Below are 21,277 nucleotides of genomic sequence, written 5' to 3'. Positions count from 1 at the left end.
TTGTCCTTTGTGAGCCACTGCGATCTTGGGGTCTCCCCAGGTGAAGCACGTGGCGTCATTGGTCATTGGTCTTTTGTCATTTGTCCTTAGCCAATGACTTTTGACTAATGACTTCTGACTAATGACTTCTGACTATCCCACTATTTTTGCAGGCACAACGCTGACTAGAGCGCCTGGCTTACCAGGAATGGCTCCTTTAATTAGCAATATGTTGCGTTCTGGATCAACTCGCACTATGGTCAACTTGCGGATTGTGATGCGTTTTCCACCTAAACGTCCTGCCATCCGCTTACCTGGATATACACGACCTGGTGTTGTACCAGCACCAATTGATCCGGGCGCTCTGTGGTTTTTGGAACCGTGTGACATAGGCCCACGAGCAAAGTTGTTGCGCTTCTGGTTTCCCGCAAAGCCGCGACCGATGCTTGTGCCGACGACATCGACAATTTGACCTGCACTAAAAATATCTGCTTTAATCTCTTGACCTAAAGCATAATCACTAGAGCTATCGGTGTGATATTCATTTAAGTGACGCAATGCTGGGGCGGATGATTTAGCCAAATGTCCCAGTAGTGGTCTGTTTAGTGCCTTGGGTTTAACTTCGCCATAACCAACTTGAATGGCAAAATAACCGTCGGTTTCTTTCGTTTTAACTTGTGTAACAGTGCATGGCCCTGCTTGAATGACAGTTACAGGAATAGCTACTCCTGCTTCGTCAAATATTTGGGTCATGCCCAGCTTGGTGCCGAGAATACCTACAGACACAATAACTGGTTCTCCTTTCTACTTGCTGACCTTGGAATTGGACTCTAGAGGACACGTTTTGTACGCATCAGTTTAGGCTGGGTTAGCCTGCGAAATTTGGAATGGTTTTAATAAACCGCTCCAAATGCTTTCGGACACAACAAACCGTGTCCGTACTGCTTGGTGAATCTGTTTAGCTTCACTCACTAGATCACCAGAGCAGCCACAAGTCTCTTCCCACTGGGAAGGAGTAACTTCTGGAATCAATGCAAGGCGCTACAGCTTTAAGCTGTGTGCAGCAATGCTTTTGTCCAAGCAATTGCTCTGGCACTTTCTGGAGGCAGCGCTGTCGGCGGGTTTTCCGATTTTTACACGCCTATGAGACGGGTTCCCGGAGATTGGCTACTGCCGTGTTGCAGTTGGACTTAAGCGGTTTTTACCGCCCAGTATCCGTTAACTGAGACTGACGTAATGCCATGAAACCAACATTGCTGCTCAGTTTTACTTCCTTAAATACCTTAAACTATTGTTTAAGACTTTGCCTACTTTTTCAGAGGCGCAGGAGTAAACTTACCCTGGAGATGTAAGACTCGCTTTGTCTGTTAGTCTCAAGCTCCAATGTTGACCTGAAAGCTTTCTTAGTTTACCAGTCTATGATCAATCTGAGTTAGATTATCCAATTTGGATTAAGTCATCAGCTTTTGATGCTAACACTACCTCAGAATGACAGTAAAAAGTCAACCTAATTTGCGTTTTTGGTCACAATCTAATAATATAAATTATTTATTTATGTTTGTCCAGTAATTTATAGAGTTATTTTTAGGGAGTGGGGAAGAAGCAAGGGAGTAGGGCGCAGGGGGCAAGGGGCAGAAATCAATTCAAAATTTAAAATTCAAAATTCAAGAACTCTGCCTTCTGCCTCCTCTTTCCCCTCTGCTCCCTGCCCCTCTGCCTCTTCTCAATGTCCAAAAAAATGCTTTTAATCTATCGGTTCAGGGTAAATAATAGAGATATCTAAGTGGGATAAGACGAAAATCTATGGCACTAATTACCACTGGCAACGGTTTAATCCGCGATCTGGAAAAATTTGGCGCTCTTGGTGTGTATGTACCTCTGGAAGGGGGTTATGAAGGTCGATATCAGCGCCGAATACGGGCGGCTGGCTATACTACCCTCCACATTACCGCTAAAGGACTGGGTGACGTAGCTGCGTATCTCACAAGAATTCATGGAGTCAGACCTCCTCATCTTGGGAAAAAAAGCACTGGTAGTGGTGCAGCAGTGGGTCAGGTTTACTATCTGCCGCCAATTCTCAATTCTCATCTAGAACAGCTACCACCAAAGTCAAAGGGACTGGTCTTGTGGATTATTGAAGGGCATATTCTTTCTAATGAGGAAGTTGAGTATTTAACGAATTTGCCTCAGTTAGAACCACGAGTGAAAGTCATTATTGAGAGAGGTGGCGATCGCTCTTTCCGTTGGACTTCTCTAGAAAAAACTCTGTTAGCTAGTTAGTCCTTTGCCATTAGTCATTAGTCATTTGCTCATAACTAATGACTAATGACTCAATTCAATCAGCAGCGATCGTTAGCCGGTAAGTTTTTTCGTAAATCCACGCAATCGGATTAACACTGGCTTCACCCAATTTCCACCAAGCAAATCGTGCAGCAGAATATAAAAACAAGGGATGATAAATAGTGTCAACATTGTTGCGATCGCCATCCCAAAGAAAACTACAATCCCTAATGGCTGCAAAAACTCTGAACCTTCGCCAATGCCTAATGCCAAAGGAAACAGTCCCAAGATAGTAGTGACTGTAGTCATGATAATTGGGCGCAAACGTTGAGGAGCAGCTTTCACGATCGCAATTTGGCGACTACAACTTTCTTCGTCCCGAATTTGGTTTGCTAGTTCCACCATGAGAATCCCTGCATTCACCACAATTCCTACTAGCAGGACGACACCAACAATTACAGTTGCACCAATTGCCGTTTGGGTAATGTAAAGTCCAAAAATTCCTCCAGCTAACGCTAGTGGTACGGTGAACATAATTACCAATGGGTCAATTAGTGAATTGTATTGTACCGCCATGACTACAAAAATTAAGAACGTCGCCAACGCTCCCAAAGTTTTTAAAGCATCCTGAAGTTGCTGATTAGTTTCTTGAGCAGAACTAGGCACAATTGAAACGCCTTCGGGTAAGTCTACATCCTTTAGTACCTTGTTTACTTCTGCGATCGCTTCACCAAGACTAGCTCCCTCGCTGAGATTTCCTGCCACAATAAAAGCTTGGCGTTGATTAATTCGTTGCACCTCACCAGGCGCTTGACCTTCTTGAATTTTCGCCACATCTGAAAGCCGGATTAGCTGATTGTTTTCTGTAAATAGCGGTAATTGTTCTAGTTGGGAAGGACGTTGAATCGCTTCTTTATTTAGCTGTACCCGCACATCAACTAAACGATTACCGCGTTGAATTTGCGTGGGAACTGAACCTTCAATTGCTGTTTGAACTGTTGCACCAATTTGCCCGGCGCTCAATCCTAAAGCTGAAACCCTCTCCCAGTCAGGGCGAATTTGGATTTCTGGTTGTCGGGGGTCGGCATCTGGTCGGAATGTTGCTAATTTTGCCCTTTCTTGCAATGCTTGCAGTACTTGTGCGCCTGCTTGGGTTAAGTTTTCTTCATTCTCACCTTGCAGAATCACGTCAACTTCTGACCCTTGCACTGGAGAATTACTCAAGATTAAACCCCGCACCTGACCAGGATTGAGGCGCAGCAGAATTCCTGCTAAGTTGAGTTTGTTAAATTCCTGAGTTACTTTTTTGACGAAGGCTTCGACATCTGTGCCTGGTTTTAGATTGATGGTGCTACTGGCACGTAAAGGATTTTCTGTAGTACTACTACCAAATAAATTACCACCCACAGTTGTGAAAGCGGACTCGGTTTCTGGTTGTTTGAGCAAAATGTCATCGACAATTTGCATAACTTTTTCCGAAGTTGCTAAAGGTGTACCGGGCGGAAACTGCGCTCTCAAGGTGGCTTGACCAGTACTGATGCGGGGTAAAATTTCTTGGGGAATTTGACCAAACATAAAGAAGCTACTGCCGCCTAAAATTAGCAAAGCGGCGATAACGACGAGGAGTCGATAGCGTAAAACCTTGGTTAAGAAGTTACCGTATCCCCGCGTAGCATCTTCAAATCGGTGATTAAACTGTCTAAGCAGCCAAAATTCACTAATCCGACTAGACCAGCGAATTCCCAAAAGTCGAGAAGACAGCATCGGTACTACTGTGATGGCGACAACAAGGGATGCTGCGACTGCGAAGCTAATTGTCAGAATCAGTTCATTAAATAGCAGTGCAATAAAGCCGCCAATCAAGAGGAATGGCACTACAGAAACTAAGTTGGCACCTGTAGCAGCAACTAAAGCAGATTCTACTTCTTGGGAAGCTGCGATCGCACTATCAATAAAGAATCTTGAATTTCTCCTCTGCTCCTCTGCTCCTCTGCTCCCCTGCTCCCCTGCATCCATCTCTCTCTGATTAGGAGTCATGCCTGTTTTCTCGGAAATGTTCTCCAAGATCACAACCGATGTATCAATTGCTTGACCGACTCCTAATGTCAGACCTGCCAAACTAAAAACATTCAAGGTTAAACCAAATATTCTCATTAAAGCGATCGCTGCCAAAGTACACAGCGGAATCGTCAAACTGATAATAAATGTTTGCCTGAACGATCCCAAAAATAACAATACTGCTGCTGCTGCTAACAATGCCCCAGAAATTCCCGAAAAGATGACATCATTTAAAGAATTACGAATGAAGACAGATTCATCTGTGGTGGGGCTCAAGGTCATATCTGCTGGAATTAAACCCGATTGCCGTAATTGTTCAATTCGCCGCTTAACAGCATCTACAACTGTGATTGTGTTGGCTTCAGGCTGCTTTTGAATTGAAAATTTTACCGCAGGCTGACGGTTAAGGTAAACAAATACTCGTTGTTCTTCTGTATCGTCAATTACCTCTGCAAAGTCTCGCAAGTAGACGCGGCGGGAAGGTGCAGGAGAGGTAGAGGAAGCAGGGGAAGCAGGGGAGGCAGGGGAGGAAACTTCTAAGGAAAGGTTTTCAATTTCCTTGGCATTTTGGAAGCGTCCGACAGTCCGAGTTAATGGCTCGGAATTTTGCCCCAGAATCCGGCCACCAGAAGTATCTTGGTTACGGGCTGTTAATTCATCTAAGACATCATTTAACCCGACACCCAAGGCTTGCAATCGGTTCAAGTCAACAAGCACCCGTACTTCTTCTTCTGCACCGCCAGATACATCAACTGAAGCTACTCCCGGCACGACACTGAGTTCACGGGTTAACTCTTCATCAGCAAATACGCGTAAATCTTTCCCTGGCAATGAAGGAGATGTCAGCGCCAATTCATAAACTGGCAATTGGGAGGGATCGACTTTAAATAAGCGCGGCTCCTCTATCGTATCTGGTAGTTGTCCTCGACCTCGGTTGAAAGCAGCAGTAGCATCGTTTAGGGCTTGGTCAATATCGCCCCCTGGTTGGAAGTATAAATCGAGGCTTACCTGTCCCTCACGGGTGCGAGAAAAAACTTGTACTACATTCTCGGTTGCTGCTAAAGCTTCTTCTAAAGGTCTGGTGATTTCATCTACTGCTACTTCTGGTGAAATACCAGGGGCTTCTAGTCGAACCCCAATTCGGGGATAGGTAATTGACGGTAGAAGATCGACTTGGATCGTTGTGAGAAAAAATACGCCAATGACAATTACTGCCACAGTAAGCATGAGTGTGCCAATGTGTTGGCGGATAGCGATCGCACTAAGGCTAAATCCGCCATTGCCATTATTATTGTTTGCCTGTTGCATGATACTAAGTGATAAGTGCTGACTACTGAGTACTTTTTTCTTTGGGATGGTGGTTATTGCTCACCCTACTATTGCTTTTCTGAAAGAATTGAAAGACTCACAGTGTCACCTTCTTTTAACGGCTTACCACTCCGAACAACGTAGCGCTCTCCTGCTTGCAAACCGGATAAAATTTCCACTCTCCCATCAGCCCTTTGTCCTAAAGTAACTGCACGCGTCGCTACTTTCGTCTTGCCTTCTGTGTCTTTCACCACAAATAGCGTCCCTGATGGGTTTTCTTGCTCTTTTTCTGCTCTCTTTGCTGCCCCTGCTTGTTTTTGAATCGCTGTTTGCGGCACTACTACCCGCTGTTGAGTCTGGGTTTGAAAATTGACCCGCGCCAGTAATCCGCTGCCAATCTTGGCTTGAGTGTTAGGAATCACTACTTCCACAGGTATCAAGCGGGCTGTGGCATCGGCAGCTGGAGAAATGCGTGTAACTCTGCCAATTAATGTTTCTTTGGGGAAGGCATCTAAACGGACTTGTACAGACTGCCCAACTTGAATTTGTGCTAGTTCTAATTCGGAAACTTGCACAACAACTTTGACACGGTTAAAGTCGCCAATTTTCAAGACTTCGCTACCTGCTTGCAGTAGGTTGCCTGGTTCTGTCACCTTTTCTGTGACTACGCCAGTGATGGGAGATGTCAATCGAGCATAAGACCTACGCTCTTTGGTTTGAGCAACCAATGCTTGTTGGGCAAGTACTCTACCTTGGGCGGCAGCGACGGCTTGCTGTTCTGTCCGAACTTGTTCCTGGGCTGCCCGCAATGCTTGGGCAGCTGTTTTTGCCTGGGTACGTGCTTGCTGGGCAGTTTGTTCAGCGATCGCTCCAGCTTTGAATAGATTCTGTTGCCGTTCTGAGTCTGCTTGAGCTTGTACTACTTCTAACCGCGCCCGTTCAACGTCTGCACGGGCATTGCTTACCTGATTAGTTGCCCTCGCTACTTCTGATTTCAGGGCTGCTAGTTCTGCTTCTGCTTGCTTTAATTGGGTCGAAAGGATGGCATCATCTAATTGCCCGACATTTTGCCCAAGCTTTACTGTATCGCCAACATCAAGGTTCAAAGCCAACAACCGGGCTTCTACTTGCGATCGCACTGATACAATCCGAAAAGGTGTTGTATTACCTGTGTATTCTGGTTGTGTTTGCAGCGTATCAGTTCGAGCGATCGCTGCATCTACAGCCGTTGCACCACCACGTTGTCCACTACCAGGACTTTGAGATTGGGCATCAGCTACTTCTTCCTTGGGGAGCGCTCCACAATTTGCTGTCAGCAGTCCTATGCCCAGCATACAGGGAATTAATAATATGGTTGCGAAAGGGGAAGACCCCTTTGTGTCAACGCTACTCTTTGTATCTACAACAGCCACATCAGTTTTCATAACTGAATTTAACTGGGTATTAATTACCTGGTTAGCGGCTGCCAAAGGTGAGATTTTCACCTGCTTGTGCGGCTTCTTTCTGTCCAAAATCATTTATTTTTCTCGTATTTGGGGAGCTTTTTGGGTTTAAACAGCCGTGCATTACCAAGTAATTTTGAGACATTATGAATAGTGAAAAGCGGCGAGAGTCAACTAGCTATCTTCTTGCAGAATTTTGTATCAAAAATTACTTTTTTTCAAAAAAATTCTCACCACTTTAACTCATTACATTGAGTCGTCAGCTAAAAAGCTGCCGATGCAATTCTTAACTCAGTATAAATATTTTTAAATTTCTTGCAATCTGCCCTTAGTAGAAGACTCGCGTTTACTGAAGATACGGGAGTTTTACGCCCCTGTTTCTAAAATAGGCAGTATTAAATAACTATACTTAGGCTGACATCGCCAGGCTGGCCATAGCAAAATGATTGGTAATTTTTACGTTTAATCCAATATATTAAGAATAGTAAACATAAGTTGCTTTTTTTGGCACTGTGAGATTTTGAACAAGCGTAGGCGTAGCCCGTCGTAGACATCGCATATACAACCAAAAAAAGGGCGATATATTTAGAACCACCAAATATTAAGTTAGGAAAGTTACAAGTGACATCATTGCTAAAAATTGCACAAACCGCTGACGAAGCCCAGATTTCCGAATTTTTCCAGGAATCTGTGGGTAAGTGGCGATCGCAACGACGCTATTACAGCCTACCTCAGGGAGAAACCAAGGAGATGGAGAGTATAGTTACGATCAATTTTCTCAAGCAGGGTTGTGATGAATTGCAAAAGCTAGCTCAGATGCACGATTTGTATGATACGGGTAGCTTAATCTGTGGTGCAGCAGTTACATGGGAAAGTACGGATCTGCTGAAGGACAGGAAAGAGTCGCAAGGTTCAACATTATTTGGGGCTGTGGGAAATATTCTATATCGCGATCGCGGTTTTGCCATATCCAAACCAGTTACCGCCCACTATTATTTCTCCAACCCTAAAACCATGTGTTTGAGAACTGAATACAACGGTTCAGTCTTTGAAGAAGAGTTAAAGCTAATTGGCAGCAAATACCGCACCAGACAAACCATTATCTCTCGTGCTGGTGAACAATTGATGATTGGTCAATATTTAGAAAAGAGAGTGGATTAGTTTAACTCGTGGGTGTGGTTCGCTATAGCCTCACCCATTTTGCCACTAGCCAGCACTTAGCTGTCAACTGCTCATATAACTTTTTATAACAGTTTTTAAAACTTTTACCCAGAAAGTTAGTTGCTATGTCATCATGGGAAGTGAAATGAGAATTAATTCGGCGACAGTGTTTGTTTTTAGTATTGACAGGCTTTTTCCTTTTGGTATTACAGACTTCTCTCCGAAATCTAAATCTCTACAAACTTATGATTTTGGAGACATTTGATGTCAATTTACGTTGGTAACCTCTCCTATGATGTTACACAAGATGCGTTGAGTGCTGTATTTGCAGAATATGGTACTGTTAAACGTGTTCAACTACCTACAGACCGTGAAACAGGTCGTTTACGCGGCTTTGCTTTCGTGGAAATGAATTCGGAAGATGAAGAAACAAAAGCCATTGAAGCCCTTGATGGTGCTGAATGGCTTGGTCGTGACCTCAAAGTAAATAAAGCCAAGCCTAGAGAAGACAGAGGTGGTGGTTCCTTTGGTGGTGGCAATCGTGGCGGTGGCGGCGGCTACAACCGCAACAACCGCTACTAAGTTAAGTAGACGAAAGTAACTTAATTGCATCTAGAAAAGGCTCAGGCAAGAATGCTTGAGCCTTTTCTGTACAAAAATTGACTCTAAATAATTTCGGTTAGTTACTTATCATACTGCACATATCATTCTCTGACTAAAGTGCCCTGATGAAAGATCATTTTCCATTGATCGTTGTTCAATTTCCAGATGGAACTTCGCAATGAATGCACAGGCTGTTCGCCAGATATATCTCTGACTATACGATAAGTTACTAAAATAACCCCTGTTGCTAAAACTAACGTTTTAAATTCTGCGATCGATCTTTGAATCAGGGATTCTATGGGTTCATTTTGCAAGCTCTCGATTATTTGCTGTTTATCGAAAACACGCCCTGAGCTTCCGATTTCAATGAACTCATCAGCAAGTAAGTCCATGATATCTTTAGCTGATTTTCTGACATCAGGTTGAAGCAAACGCTCCTCCAATTGACGAAGAAGTGATTCTTCTAAATAATCTGCTTTCATAATCTTAACTTTGATTTCTACGCGATCGCGTCCTCATGAGCAAGTTAATAAAAAAACCCCGCTGATTGGTAGGGATTCCAGCGGAGTTAAATAATACAATTATTTTTCAGATAAACCAACACTAAACTTTATTACGGAGCTACTAGAAACTTTTACGACTAATAGTAACTATTTATGCGTGAGTTTTATGAGTTAGGTTTTTAGCATGACGCTTGTGATGTGTCTTGTGATGTCTCTTGTGATGAACTTTAGCACTTTTTACACTAGCAACACGGACTTCTTTAGCTTGAGCTTGAGATGCAAAAACGGTTACAGGAGCAGCAAATACCAGAGCCAAAAGTAAAGCTTTAGCGAACTTATTCACTTAAAAATCCTCATCAGGTAATCAACAATCTAACTATCCAATAGGCGTATGTCATAAGTTTGTAATTGATATGAAGCTTTCATGTCTATTTTTACATCCGTAGATATAGGACTTAGGTGCAATACTGTGGTAAGAATACTTGCTAGTATTTTTATAAAAATGTACTATTTTTGACATCAGAACCAAGTGAGTGTAATTTGATCTGATGTTTGTGTTAATTTTGATTAATAAATGCTGATATCCATCAATTCTTCTGCTATTTCAAAGTTCGCTGTGACATTTTGCACGTCATCCAATCCTTCTAGAGTATCAATTAGCTTGAAAAGCGATCGCGCCTGATTGAGATCGGTAACTTCTACACTATTACTAGGAATCCAGCGCAATTCGGCATCAACTACCTTAATACCTTGCTCTTTGAGTGACTGGCTAAGGGTTTCTAAATTTCCGATGTCAGTAAATACCTCAGCCATCTCATCTTCAATCATCTCATAAGACTGGGCACCGCCTTCGAGGGATGCTTCTAAAAGCTGTTCTTCGTCAACCACACCCTGGACAACACAAACGCCTTTTTGGTCAAACATCCAGCTAACGCAACCTGTTTCACCAAGATTGCCACCATTTTTACTAAAAGCTACACGCAAGTCAGCAGCAGTGCGATTGCGATTATCTGTGAGGGCTTCGATTAAAATTGCTACACCACCAGGTCCGTAACCTTCGTAGCGAATCGCTTCAAAGATCGCATTATCTCCGCCAAAAGTGCCTGCACCTTTAGCGATCGCTCGTTCAATATTATCATTAGGGATACTCGCAGCCTTTGCCTTGTCAATTGCCGTGCGAAGTTGAAAATTCAAAGCTGGATCTGGTACACCGCTTCTAGCTGCAACAATAATCGCCCTGGATAACTGAGTGAAAGTTTTTCCCTTTTTTGCATCTACTACCGCCTTCTGGCGCTTAATATTTGCCCATTTACTATGTCCTGCCATAATTTGAAATTATCAAAACTCTATTCAAGATTAGGATATACCTAACTTTTACACCGATGCAAAGCTGCATTTAGTAAAAGTGAGTGGGGAGAAATCAATTAAAAATTAAAAATTTAAAAACTCCTGCCTCCTCTTTTGCCATAGCCAATCTAATGAATATTATGCACGATTTCTTTAACCCTCCTCGCCATGCCAAGCGAAAAATGAAGAAAGTGTCACGCTACCTTCGGAGCTTACTGCTTGTGTTATTGGTGGGCATACTAGCTTTAGTTGGATGTCAAAGTATCTTACCTGGTATTAAGGAAGATAAAGTAATTCATTTAACTCTTTGGCAAGGTGTCAATCCGCCGCCAAATCGCGATGTGCTGCAAAAGTTGGTGGATAAGTTTAATCAATCCCAACCAGATATTCAAGTAGAGTCGCTTTATATTGGGCAACAGGATCAGCAAACGCCCAAGATTTTAGCGGCGGTGGTAGGAAATGCACCCCCAGATTTGTTGTGGTACAATCCGACGATCGCAGGTCAATTAGTAGAACTCGATGCGCTTTTACCTTTGGATGAAATGCTCGAAAAATCTCCAGTAAAAGCCGAAATTGACCCAGCTTTGTATGGATCAATGAAATACAACGGTAAGATTTGGTCTGTGCCCTTTGCTACGAATAACGTTGGTATTTTTTATCGTCCGAGTTTGTTTAAGGCTGCGGGAATTACTGAATTACCCAGGACTTGGCAGGAGTTTGGGCAAGTTGCAAAAAAATTAACTCGTGATACCAATGGTGATGGTCGAACCGATCAATATGGGATGTTTCTGCCTTTGGGGAAGGGAGAATTTACAGTATTCACCTGGCTACCGTTTATGTGGAGTGGTGGCGGTGATTTGGTGAGTGATGATTCACAAAATGCCGCAGCAGTAAATTTGGAAGATAATCAAGGGGCGATCGCAGCTTTGCAATTCTGGCGCAATTTAATTACGGATGGTTCCGCTATTTTATCTGGGCCGGAACGAGGTTATGAAACAGATGACTTGCTGACTGGCAAAGTTGCAATGCAATTAAATGGCCCTTGGAATCTGGGAGAATTTCAAAAGACTGGTGTCGATTTTGATGTTTTTCCCATTCCGGTTGGGCAGAAACCTGCTACTATTATTGGCGGTGAGAATCTCTTCTTTTTCAAAACTACACTAGAACGCCAAAGAGCAGCATTTAAGTTTGTCGAATATGCTTTAAGTGAAGAATTTCAGACAGAATTAGCATTGGGAACTGGCTATTTACCAGTTAATTTGAAGTCTCGTGAAAGTCAAAAGTATCAGGATTTTATCAAAAAAATTCCACAGTTGAAGGTATTTTTAGATCAAACTAAATACGGGCGATCGCGTCCAATATTTCCTGGTTACAATCGTATTTCTGACAGTGTAGGTCGGGCCATTGAATCTGTATTGTTGGGCAAAAGTTCGCCAGCAGAATCACTCAAAGTAACTCAGCAGCGATTAGATTTGATTTTTAAGTGACATGGTTAACTTGTAGAGACGCAATTAATTGCGTTTGTTAATCGGGGTAGATATAGGATGGCTGACACCAGGGGTAAGATAGCTTCAAATACTTATCTAGTAAGCTTTTTGGTATATTATTCATTTATTCCCTGTACTTAATTTTAACTTCCATAGAGATTGACTGTGCTTGAAAACTAAAGCTATGTTCCAGTCATGTTCTTTTTTCAATATATCTTGTAATTTTTCAGAAGCATTTAGGAAAAATACATCAGTAAAAGTATCAGGAATTTGTTTAATATTTGTGCTAGGAAATAATTGAAATTTTGTTTGTGGTTCTAGAAGGTAACTTATAGATAATACATTTCCCCAACCCGAATCTTTACCGCACTCTAAACAAATAATTAAAGGATTTCTAGATTGCTTAATAATATTTGCCATCGGAATATTATCGGAACTATAAGCTTTATTCCACCAAGTTTTTTTCGGTAAAATAATCACACATGAGATGATTTGTAGAAAAATTAACCCAAGGAGTAATAACCTCCATAAATGTTTACGCATTTTCATCCTTGGAGATATGATAGTTTTTTGAGCTAATAAATAAGCCATAGTTAAATGGCATCCTAAATAAACAGGAATTGAATATCTCATAATCCCGGAACGAAGACCACCAAAAATTACATCCGGTATCGCTTGAGTTAAGTAGAACAAGGTGAAAAAACCAAACTGTGTAAAGATAAGTAAATACATAAATGTGTCTACCAAGGTAACAGGGGTATGGGCAGCCGTTTAAGGGCATTTCTGACTCGTGAGCAAGATAGAACTTTGTTTAACCTGAGAACGGCAGATGTACCCCAGAAAGTTAAAGACAGAGCAGAAGTGATTAGATTGAGCGCAAATGGTTGGTATGTAGAGAAGATAGCGGCTCACTTTAATTGGACAGCACAAACAGTGCGAGAAGTTTTGCATAGATGGGAGCATCTTGGTTTAGAGGGACTTTGGGAAAAACCAGGGCGAGGAGGAAAATCAAGGTGGACGGAAGATGACATGGTGTTCTTAGAAGAATGTTTAGAGAAAGAACCTCGTACATATAACAGCGTTCAATTAGCCCAAAGATTAGAACAAGAACGCTCGGTAACATTGAGTCCTGACTGGTTAAGGCAGGTACTAAAAAAAGGGGATCATTTGGAAACGAACGAGAAAAAAGCCATAAAGGAAAACAAGATCCAGTAGTACAGCAAGTTAAACAAGCAGATTTGGAAATGTTGGAATTGTCTGCGGCCGCAGGAGAAATCGATTTAAAGTATCTAGATGAATCAGGGTTTTGTGCTTGGAGTGAACCGAGTTACAGCTACTACTTCCGAGGCAAACAAAAACGTTTAGAGCAGAGCAAGCGTCGAGGTCGAAGGTTAAGTATTATTGGCTTTCTTCAACCGTTAATTAGTTTCGTTTACGGTCTGGTAATTGGAGGCGTTTCACGCAAATCTTATATTCAAATGATGGAGCTTGAAGCACTAGAAGCACAAAAAACGGGACGCATAAGAGTCATAGTGCAGGATAACGGCCCAATACATCGATGTAAAGAAGTGCAGGAGTTATGGCCAAAGTGGGAAGAGATGGGTTTGTACATCTTCTTTCTACCCAAATATTGTTCGGAAATGAACCCAATTGAATTGGAGTGGCAACACCTCAAAAAAGATGAACTAGCCTCGAAAACTTTTGAAGATGAGTTAGACCTTGCCTATGCTGTGATTGATGGAGTTCAAGCTAGAGCAGAGAAGGGAAATTACAGTACACAACGTATAAGATTTAACTCTAACTCTTCCCCTTAATTGTTTGTTACATAGTTATAAATTTTCTCCACGACTTACTTAGTGCTGTCAATGAAATTAATATTAAAACAAAAGACCAAGTTGACTTGGGCGTTTTACGAACAAGGAAATAAACTGCATAAAATAATAAAATTACTAAGAGTCTAATAATTAAAAACCAAAGACTATTTTGTAATTGATTTTGGTAACGATACTCCGATGTTATATCAAAAAAAATACGCGCCCAATGAATCTGCCATGCATCTACTAAATCATTTAACGGCACAATACGCTTCGACCAATTTATTGTTTCTTGAACTTTATCTGATTGAGTAATAATTAAAAATAGCCAGGGAAGAAAAGCGAATATTCCAGCTAAGAATGCGCTCAGATAAGCAATCAATATTTTCCTGGCTCGGAGTCCTTGATTGACAGCTACATAAATACCTTGCCCAATTGCTACCAAACTAAATAAAAAATGTGTGTATAATCCCAGCAATAAAGTAACAGAATAAATACTCCAGCTTGGTTTTGTATTCAACCTCATTGCTCTGAGCAATGCACCACTAGATAGCAAGATATTTAGTGTATACAAACTATACATTCTGGCTTCTTGAGCATACACAAGATAAAATGGCGATACAGCTATAATAGCAATTGCTACTAAACCGACGATTTTTGATTGAAATAATTCTTGGCATAGCCAATAGAGAGCAGGAAAAATTAATAAACTTATAAAGGCAGAAAAACTTCTTGTGGCTACCACTGTACTTCCAAAGCATTGCACCCACAAATTTGTCATCACAAAATATAGGGGTGGATGTTTTGGATCTTCTACCGCTAACCCTTTAACAATATCAATTATACTTTTGCCAACACCAGGACTTTGATATTTTTGTAATAATGTTCCAGCAGTTAATATTTGGCTATTAACTACTTCCTGCATTAAATCTGATTTGGTGTTCCCATAAATTCTTAAATAAGTAAATGTTTCATCTGCCCAAGTGATTTTTTCATCAATATTAATAAATCTCATCAATATCCCTATAACTATCAAAACGATAGTTAGCAGCTTGAAACTATTAAAGAATAAATCATCATGATTTTTTTGAATTGTTTTAGATGAGTCATGCATAAAAGCAGAAGATTAATTATCATCAATAATAATTTTTAGTTTATCAGTTTATTGGACTTGCCTTTTATTCAAAAAATCCGTTGCATCTTTTGCCACTTGCTTCAAAACTTAACCGCCTTGAGATACACTTGTGGCGCTTGGGGCAGATATAGCTCCCAATGACACAAAGTGCAAACTAAACTCTATTTAGCATTGATCAATTGATAACTATTTGTAATAACTTGGTAAGCTAAAACACATCTAATTTGCATATTAAAATTTTCTCAATATCTTGTGGGGTGGGCATCTTGCCCGCCCTGATCATGCAACTTGAATGCTGATTAGCTTAGTGGCTTGTCTGTTAACGAAATACTAGGCATCACAGCGTTGTAGACTAAGTAGATGGGTGAGAAAATTTATAACTATGTCATTGCGAATGTAACGAAGTGGAGTGAAGCAATCACAAGGTTTTCAACGCTTTTACTTTTCGTTACATAGTTAGGTTTTATTCTGCCGACTTACTTATCTATAATAAATCGCGTCTGTGGTGTAAGGTGCATAGTTTAACAACGTAGGCATTGCATCTCGTTTAAATCACAAAAGGTTCAAGTTCAGTGTTATGCCATTTATCTTCAACCCGTTCAGTAATCAGCGGTCTGATGATAAACTTGGGCGGGCTACCATCCAGAACATCAATCCGCACACATGAGTAAGGTAGTCGGTTCTGGAAATTGTAGTCATGACGACCCACAAAAAGCCTTGAATCTGCAACTTTCCGGCTGGGTTTACCTGCAATTTCCGTAAAAGTCTCCATCAATTCAGTCCCCCCTCGCCGTTGATAACGGGGACGATGACCACTACCACCAGAGATAATGCAGTTAATGTGAGAGTCCGCAAATCCGGTATCAGTTGTGCAAAGATGCTCCAAACAGTGAGCATGACCGTTTAAAATCAAATCGACTATGGGACGTTCTTTAATTAAAGAACCAAGAGTTTCTGCAACTTGTTCAAACACCCAGCGTAAGCGGTGGCGAACCGCCAAGGTTTGTGCCTGATTCCATTTGGTAGCTTCTGTGACGTAGGGGGGATGGTGGAAAAAGATTACACGTCCGCGCACTTCAGAGTTATTCCAAGATTCGATTAGTCTGCTTCGCAACCATTCAAGTTGTTCAAAATCGATCGCAGGCATTTTCTGAGATGCCAATTGTTTTTCAATGTCAATTTTGATCTCGTTGATTTGGTCTAATTTGGCACTAAGGTCATCGAGTTGTTCCGCTTCAGTGGGTTTATCTGGATTGAGGCGATCGCATATTTTCAAAATCTGTAATTCTTCTCGATCGATCTCATGGCGACGCTTTTGCAATTCCTGACGGTAAATTTCTCCCTCTTGAGTTGCAGGTAGAGGTGACGGTGTATTAAAGGTATTAGAATCTAGTGCGAAAAAGTCAATCCCGCCGTAACGAAAGGTGTAATAACGATTGGGTAAGCGGGTAAACTGTCCAGGTTCGTAACGCAAACATCGTCCTGTATCGGTCTTCGCGGTGTAGTGCCGATCTAAATGACGTTCTAACTCTTGTGGGGAAGCGATCGCCTGGGTGTAATCCATAAATGCTCGTGCATAGGCATTACCTTGATACGATCCATGCCAGCCAATCTCAATATCTTTGTAGCGGAACAGGTGACGTAGTGAGGATGTTGTACCAGTAACTAAACGGTACATCAACGGCACATCGTAGTAATCATGATTACCGAGTACTGGCAAGAACGGTAGATTAAACACCATGCGGTCATAAGGAATACTTTTCGGGTTGTCACCACCAACCAGAAATTCCCGATAAGGCTCAATAAAGTTTGTTGAATAATACTCTTGGGAACCCACCACATAAATAACATCGCCTGTGTGCAACACAAAACTGCAATCATTGCGGTGAGGAAGCATCAGTTCGGCAACTTTTCGTTGGGGGTGGTGTCGAGAATGGGATTTAGTGCCAGAATCACCGATAACCATAAAGGAAAATTCTGGATTATCTTCTCTGCGATCGTCAATAACTATACTAGTTTGGTCAATTCCCCGTTGCACAAAACTTGGATGCATCCACCGCACCCGTTCCTTCATCTTTTGAATTTTCACAGGAATCGGTGGATCGGAAATCAATTTCATGGCTGATAACTCTTGAATGCCTAATGCACACACCGATTGTAACGAAATATTTAATTGTCATTAGTCATTTGTCATTTGTCACTAGTAATAACCAATGCCTCATGCCCAATTACGGCAAATTTTCTCGCAATAATGCTCGAAAGCCTGCTTGTTGAAAATGCTCATCGGCGGTCAGTGCTTCAGTGATTCCGCTATATTGCATGACAATAAAAGATACGCAATCGACAAATCCCCATTCTTTCTCTGTTCGTTCGCGATATAGCTGAAAAGCACGTTCGTAGAGTTCCTGGGAAAGGGGGACAATTTCTACTTTAGAGTCTGCTACTAGAGAATTTAATAATATGATTGCCGCCTGACGATAAGGTTGTTGGGATAAGGCATTGCCAATTTCCAACATTACCGCCTGTGTTGTCACCAAACGAGTTTCTGCTGCTTGTAACATTTTAGCCAGATGCAAGGCTCGGTCATGCAGGCGATCGCTCGGTGCAGATAAGGCAATGGCAAATGATGTATCAAGAAAGACTTCAGAATGCATGAAAAGTTTACTTACTATACAAATATTTATCTATATTGCTAGACCAGTCAGGCGGCCCTTCAAGATTGAGCGATCGCGCCGTTTGCAAAAATGATACCGTTTCATGTTCGCTTGGCGATAAAATTTCGATACTCATTCGCACGCGGGTATTGATTGGCAGTGCGATCGGTTCTGCCGGATAGAACACTTTGCCATTAAAGACAGCTGTGATTTTTTCTACCATTTCCTTCAAAAATTGCTTCTAGTCTATCCTAAGCTGGTTGTGGTGCTACGGGTAGGGTAGACGACGCTATAAGTGGTGAAGATACGTATACTTCTCTTACAAATTATCTCGATTTTTCAAAATTGCCTAAACCACCAACTGAATCACACCCCACTGTCCATTTGTCAACCAAGAAGAGTCAGATTTTGCTACTTCTTCAATAACTTCTGGTTTCAAACCAACTACTACTTCAGATTTCAGAGTGCGTAAAGCTACCATTGGCACGGGTAAATAGCAGACTATATCTGCAATGTTAGTGGTAAAATCCCAGTGGCGATCGCCTAATAATCGGCGATAATTGGCATCCCCTTTGACTATAACCAAACTCGCATTGGCTAACTTATTTTTAAGGGAGTTGGGTATTTCCCAAAATGCTAAAGGCGATGTCCAGAAATAATCTTCAGATAGTATTAAACGCCCTGATGCAATATTTTCTTGCAATCTTTGGGCAAAAGATATAACTTGTTGATTTCCAGTAGCGACTAAAAATTTTATTGTGTAATGTACATCCTTAATCATGGCATCAGATACAAAAGTCGGATGTGGCTTTAAGTGTAGATAAACCTGATGAGCCAGTCCGCTACTTAATAAAAAATCCACTAAAGATAAGTCACAAACAAGTTCAAAACCAGCATTGTCTACAACAAAATCAATTCGTCCACCATGAGAATTAGTTAATAATTCCGCGACTTGGGAAGCATCATTTACTAAAATGTGAGCTAGTTGAGTTTGAATATCAAAACGACTCCGGTCATTCTCGAATGCTGACCATAAACTCAAGTCAACTCGATTTCCCCACAAAGCAAAATATAAAAGTGCGATTAAAGCTGTTTGGTTTGATTTTTCCTCTATTTGGGAACTATCTAACCAATTTTTTACTTGACCACATAGCAAAATAATCGAGTCTAGAGATGCTTCCAAACCTTGAGATTTTTGTAACTCAAATGGATCGACACCTTGCCATACACCAGGGCGAAAATAATTGGTAATTTCCAGAATTAATCGATAAAAATAAGTTTCGGCAAAAAACCAGGGGACATCTATCCAACGCTGACCCTTGTAGAATTCTAAATATGTATTCCAGGCAGAAAAATCCTCAGCAGTGTCATTTACAAGAGGTTGTAAAAATCCTGTTGGCATTTCTGTAGCCAGGTTTTCTAAGCTGGTATTAATCTCAGATGAGAAATTATTTTCAGCGATAACTCGGCGAGCGATCGCAGGCATTCGTTGAGTAACGGTAAACTCAGTAAAAGAACCGATTTCTGACCCCAAAAGAGACGGTGGTATGGGTAATTTGGGGATGTGGGATATATTCACCACAAACTTTTCTTATCCTCATATTTCTAGTTATTCTAGCTTGAGCGTGAAAATGAGGTGGGAGAATTGTCAAATCAACTCAAAAGCGGAATAAATTGACCGATGGCTGTAAACAAAGCATTTAAAAAAGTCAAAAAATCTCTTCAGGAAGCTGGAGTTAGGTTTGTCCGTATCCTTTGGTGTGACAACGCCAACATCATTCGTGGCAAAGCTGTTCATATCGAGATGTTATCCCACTACTTTGACTATGGTGTAGGCATTTCTGCTGGACAACAGGGAGTACCTGTAATGTATGATGCTGTCATCCCTGAAACTGGTCTAGGGCCAGTAGGCGAAATCCGTCTAGTACCAGATTGGTTTAGCTTCACTCCTTTACCTTACGCTCCAAGTCATGCTCGTGTAATAGGGAACATGGTACTTAATGGGAGTCCTTGGGCGTTGTGTCCCCGTAATTTTTTGGTACGGATGATTGAGGCGGCCAGACGCGAGGGGTTGGAAATTAAAGCTGCATTTGAAAATGAATTTTATTTATTTCGGCAAACATCTGAGGGAATTATACCCGCAGATTCTACAGTTTTTGCTTCGACTCAAGCAATGGATATCCATCGAGAAGTAATTGATGAGATAGTCGAAGCACTCATTGCCCAAAAAATTCCTATTGAGCAATATTATCCCGAATCTGGCCCAGGTCAACAGGAAATCTCTATGCGATATACTGATGCTTTGCGGGCAGCTGATTGGCAGATTAGCTTTAGAGAAACCGTGAAAGCGATCGCTCATCACCATAATCTTACAGCCTCTTTCTTACCCAAAATTTTCCCAGATGCGGCTGGTAGCGGTTGCCACATCCATCTTAGTCTCTGGCGTAATGGGCAAAATATCCTACCAGATCCTCAAGATATCTGCGGTGTTTCCCAGATAGGCCAAGCATTTATTGCTGGTATACTCGATCATCTGCCAGCACTAATGGCGTTAACTACTCCTAGCACTAATTCTTACCGCCGCATTCGTCCTCATAGCTGGAGTGGTGCTTTCCGTTGTTGGGGACTAGACAACCGTGAGGCTGCCGTGAGAGTGCCCAGCAATCCTGGATTCAACGGTTCCAGCCATTTTGAGTTAAAAACTGTTGATGCTTCAGCCAATCCTTACCTCGCTTTAGGTGCGGTGATTGCAGCTGGACTTGATGGTGTACAACGAAGTTTAAAACCGGGGAATCCTATTGCACAAGACCCCGGACATCTGCCAATTGAAGAACGTCATGCCAATGGTATTGACCTTTTACCCCAAAGTCTTGGCGAAGCTCTAGACCACCTAAAACAGAATAATATTCTTTTAAATGCTTTAAATTCAGATTTATCGCAAGCATTTTTAGCAGTCCGTCAAGCTGAATGGTCAGCCATGAAAGATTGGGAATTGGAGGCAGAAGTAAAGCTTTTATTAGAGAAATACTAAAGTTATTGGGAGATGCAGAAATTGATTTCAGAACTCCTGACAACTTAGTTATTGCTGTAAATCCTACGAACTTGGCAAACCTATATTCTAGTTACATGAATCATTAGTACTACCCATTGATGTCATCTGTAACTCAACCGCGTTGACGTAACTTGAATTATTCAAAACTTGCGCTGGTAACTTATTAGCCTTGACAGCAGCATGAACTATATCTTCCGCAGTCAATTTTCCGGTTTGGTAGCTGAATAACAAAGTGCCCCCACTGGGAATACCCTGCTCTTTTAAATAACCTTGATAAGCTAGAAAGGCAATATTGAAGGGTTGCAGATATTTGGCATCTGTATTTATTTGTCCACCACTATTATTAGTATTAGCTGTTTGAGCGCCAGCAATTCCAGGGATAAAAGCAATAGAAGTAATGATAAGTGCAGAATTTAACCAAGTTGTGAGTTTCATAATTTTCTCCTCGTTAGAG

Annotated in this window: 18 protein-coding genes and 1 pseudogene; 6 read left to right on the top strand and 13 right to left on the bottom strand. The window is 41.6% G+C overall.

Annotation, left to right across the window (positions count from 1 at the left end):
• Positions 1–132: 132 nt before the first annotated feature.
• Positions 133–765, bottom strand: coding sequence for a 50S ribosomal protein L3 (gene rplC / locus FD723_RS28305; RefSeq protein WP_179068329.1), 633 nt, complete (start codon positions 763–765; stop codon positions 133–135).
• A gap of 1,017 nt (positions 766–1,782) precedes the next feature.
• Here rplC and FD723_RS28300 point away from each other — a divergent pair.
• The gene (locus FD723_RS28300; RefSeq protein WP_179068328.1) at positions 1,783–2,259 is read left to right on the top strand and encodes an NAD(P)H-quinone oxidoreductase subunit N; all 477 of its coding nucleotides are present in this window, start codon (positions 1,783–1,785) and stop codon (positions 2,257–2,259) included.
• 72 nt (positions 2,260–2,331) lie between these two features.
• Here FD723_RS28300 and FD723_RS28295 read toward each other — a convergent pair whose 3' ends face one another.
• Positions 2,332–5,625 (bottom strand): efflux RND transporter permease subunit, encoded by a 3,294-nt coding sequence (locus FD723_RS28295; protein ID WP_179068327.1) that lies wholly within the window; start codon positions 5,623–5,625, stop codon positions 2,332–2,334.
• Positions 5,626–5,693: 68 nt separating this feature from the next.
• Positions 5,694–7,142: an efflux RND transporter periplasmic adaptor subunit gene (locus FD723_RS28290; protein ID WP_179068326.1), complete on the bottom strand. Its 1,449-nt coding sequence runs from the start codon at positions 7,140–7,142 to the stop codon at positions 5,694–5,696.
• Positions 7,143–7,688: 546 nt separating this feature from the next.
• On the opposite strand from FD723_RS28290, the gene FD723_RS28285 reads away from it, so the two are divergent.
• Together FD723_RS28285 and FD723_RS28280 are read left to right on the top strand one after the other, a co-directional pair.
• Positions 7,689–8,228 carry a phycobiliprotein lyase gene (locus FD723_RS28285; RefSeq protein WP_179068325.1) on the top strand — a complete coding sequence of 180 codons (540 nt, stop codon included), beginning with the start codon at positions 7,689–7,691 and terminating at the stop codon, positions 8,226–8,228.
• Positions 8,229–8,492: 264 nt separating this feature from the next.
• Entirely contained in the window at positions 8,493–8,810 is a 318-nt protein-coding gene (locus FD723_RS28280; RefSeq protein ID WP_179068324.1) for an RNA-binding protein, read from the top strand.
• A 122-nt stretch (positions 8,811–8,932) separates the two neighbouring features.
• Here the strand turns inward: FD723_RS28280 and FD723_RS28275 are convergent, their stop codons facing one another.
• From FD723_RS28275 to FD723_RS28265, 3 genes are all read right to left on the bottom strand, one after another.
• Positions 8,933–9,313, bottom strand: a complete 381-nt coding sequence (locus FD723_RS28275; RefSeq protein ID WP_179068323.1) for a DUF4440 domain-containing protein — start codon at positions 9,311–9,313, stop codon at positions 8,933–8,935.
• A 172-nt stretch (positions 9,314–9,485) separates the two neighbouring features.
• Complete coding sequence (locus FD723_RS28270) at positions 9,486–9,677, bottom strand: hypothetical protein (RefSeq protein WP_179068322.1); 192 nt, start codon at positions 9,675–9,677, stop codon at positions 9,486–9,488.
• Positions 9,678–9,901: 224 nt separating this feature from the next.
• Entirely contained in the window at positions 9,902–10,660 is a 759-nt protein-coding gene (locus tag FD723_RS28265; RefSeq protein ID WP_179068321.1) for a YebC/PmpR family DNA-binding transcriptional regulator, read from the bottom strand.
• Positions 10,661–10,821: 161 nt separating this feature from the next.
• Here FD723_RS28265 and FD723_RS28260 point away from each other — a divergent pair, with 161 nt between their 5' ends.
• Positions 10,822–12,168, top strand: a complete 1,347-nt coding sequence (locus FD723_RS28260) for an ABC transporter substrate-binding protein (RefSeq protein ID WP_256874955.1) — start codon at positions 10,822–10,824, stop codon at positions 12,166–12,168.
• A 120-nt stretch (positions 12,169–12,288) separates the two neighbouring features.
• Here FD723_RS28260 and FD723_RS28255 read toward each other — a convergent pair whose 3' ends face one another.
• Positions 12,289–12,900 (bottom strand): hypothetical protein, encoded by a 612-nt coding sequence (locus FD723_RS28255; protein WP_179068320.1) that lies wholly within the window; start codon positions 12,898–12,900, stop codon positions 12,289–12,291.
• 27 nt (positions 12,901–12,927) lie between these two features.
• Here FD723_RS28255 and FD723_RS28250 point away from each other — a divergent pair.
• Positions 12,928–13,982: pseudogene (locus tag FD723_RS28250) on the top strand (IS630 family transposase).
• Between the two features lie 7 nt (positions 13,983–13,989).
• On the opposite strand, the gene FD723_RS28245 reads toward FD723_RS28250, so the two are convergent.
• From FD723_RS28245 to FD723_RS28225, 5 genes are all read right to left on the bottom strand, one after another.
• Positions 13,990–15,096 (bottom strand): glycosyltransferase family 39 protein, encoded by a 1,107-nt coding sequence (locus FD723_RS28245; protein ID WP_179068319.1) that lies wholly within the window; start codon positions 15,094–15,096, stop codon positions 13,990–13,992.
• Positions 15,097–15,664: 568 nt separating this feature from the next.
• Positions 15,665–17,236: a metallophosphoesterase gene (locus FD723_RS28240; RefSeq protein WP_179068318.1), complete on the bottom strand. Its 1,572-nt coding sequence runs from the start codon at positions 17,234–17,236 to the stop codon at positions 15,665–15,667.
• A 109-nt stretch (positions 17,237–17,345) separates the two neighbouring features.
• Entirely contained in the window at positions 17,346–17,771 is a 426-nt protein-coding gene (locus FD723_RS28235) for a type II toxin-antitoxin system VapC family toxin (protein WP_104906391.1), read from the bottom strand.
• 7 nt (positions 17,772–17,778) lie between these two features.
• Positions 17,779–17,994, bottom strand: a complete 216-nt coding sequence (locus tag FD723_RS28230; RefSeq protein ID WP_179068317.1) for a hypothetical protein — start codon at positions 17,992–17,994, stop codon at positions 17,779–17,781.
• A 126-nt stretch (positions 17,995–18,120) separates the two neighbouring features.
• The gene (locus tag FD723_RS28225; RefSeq protein WP_372743826.1) at positions 18,121–19,350 is read right to left on the bottom strand and encodes a damage-control phosphatase ARMT1 family protein; all 1,230 of its coding nucleotides are present in this window, start codon (positions 19,348–19,350) and stop codon (positions 18,121–18,123) included.
• Between the two features lie 102 nt (positions 19,351–19,452).
• Between FD723_RS28225 and FD723_RS28220 the strand changes: the two genes are divergently transcribed.
• A complete protein-coding gene (locus FD723_RS28220) occupies positions 19,453–20,802 on the top strand; it encodes a glutamine synthetase family protein (protein WP_179068315.1) in 1,350 nt (449 codons plus the stop codon).
• 87 nt (positions 20,803–20,889) lie between these two features.
• Here FD723_RS28220 and FD723_RS28215 read toward each other — a convergent pair whose 3' ends face one another.
• Complete coding sequence (locus FD723_RS28215; RefSeq protein WP_179068314.1) at positions 20,890–21,258, bottom strand: hypothetical protein; 369 nt, start codon at positions 21,256–21,258, stop codon at positions 20,890–20,892.
• Between the last annotated feature and the right edge of the window lie 19 nt (positions 21,259–21,277).

The sequence above is a fragment of the Nostoc sp. C052 genome (assembly GCF_013393905.1).
Classification (GTDB): domain Bacteria; phylum Cyanobacteriota; class Cyanobacteriia; order Cyanobacteriales; family Nostocaceae; genus Nostoc.
The sequence above is the reverse complement of the archived record's forward strand: the minus strand, read 5'-3'. Positions and strand labels throughout refer to the sequence as shown.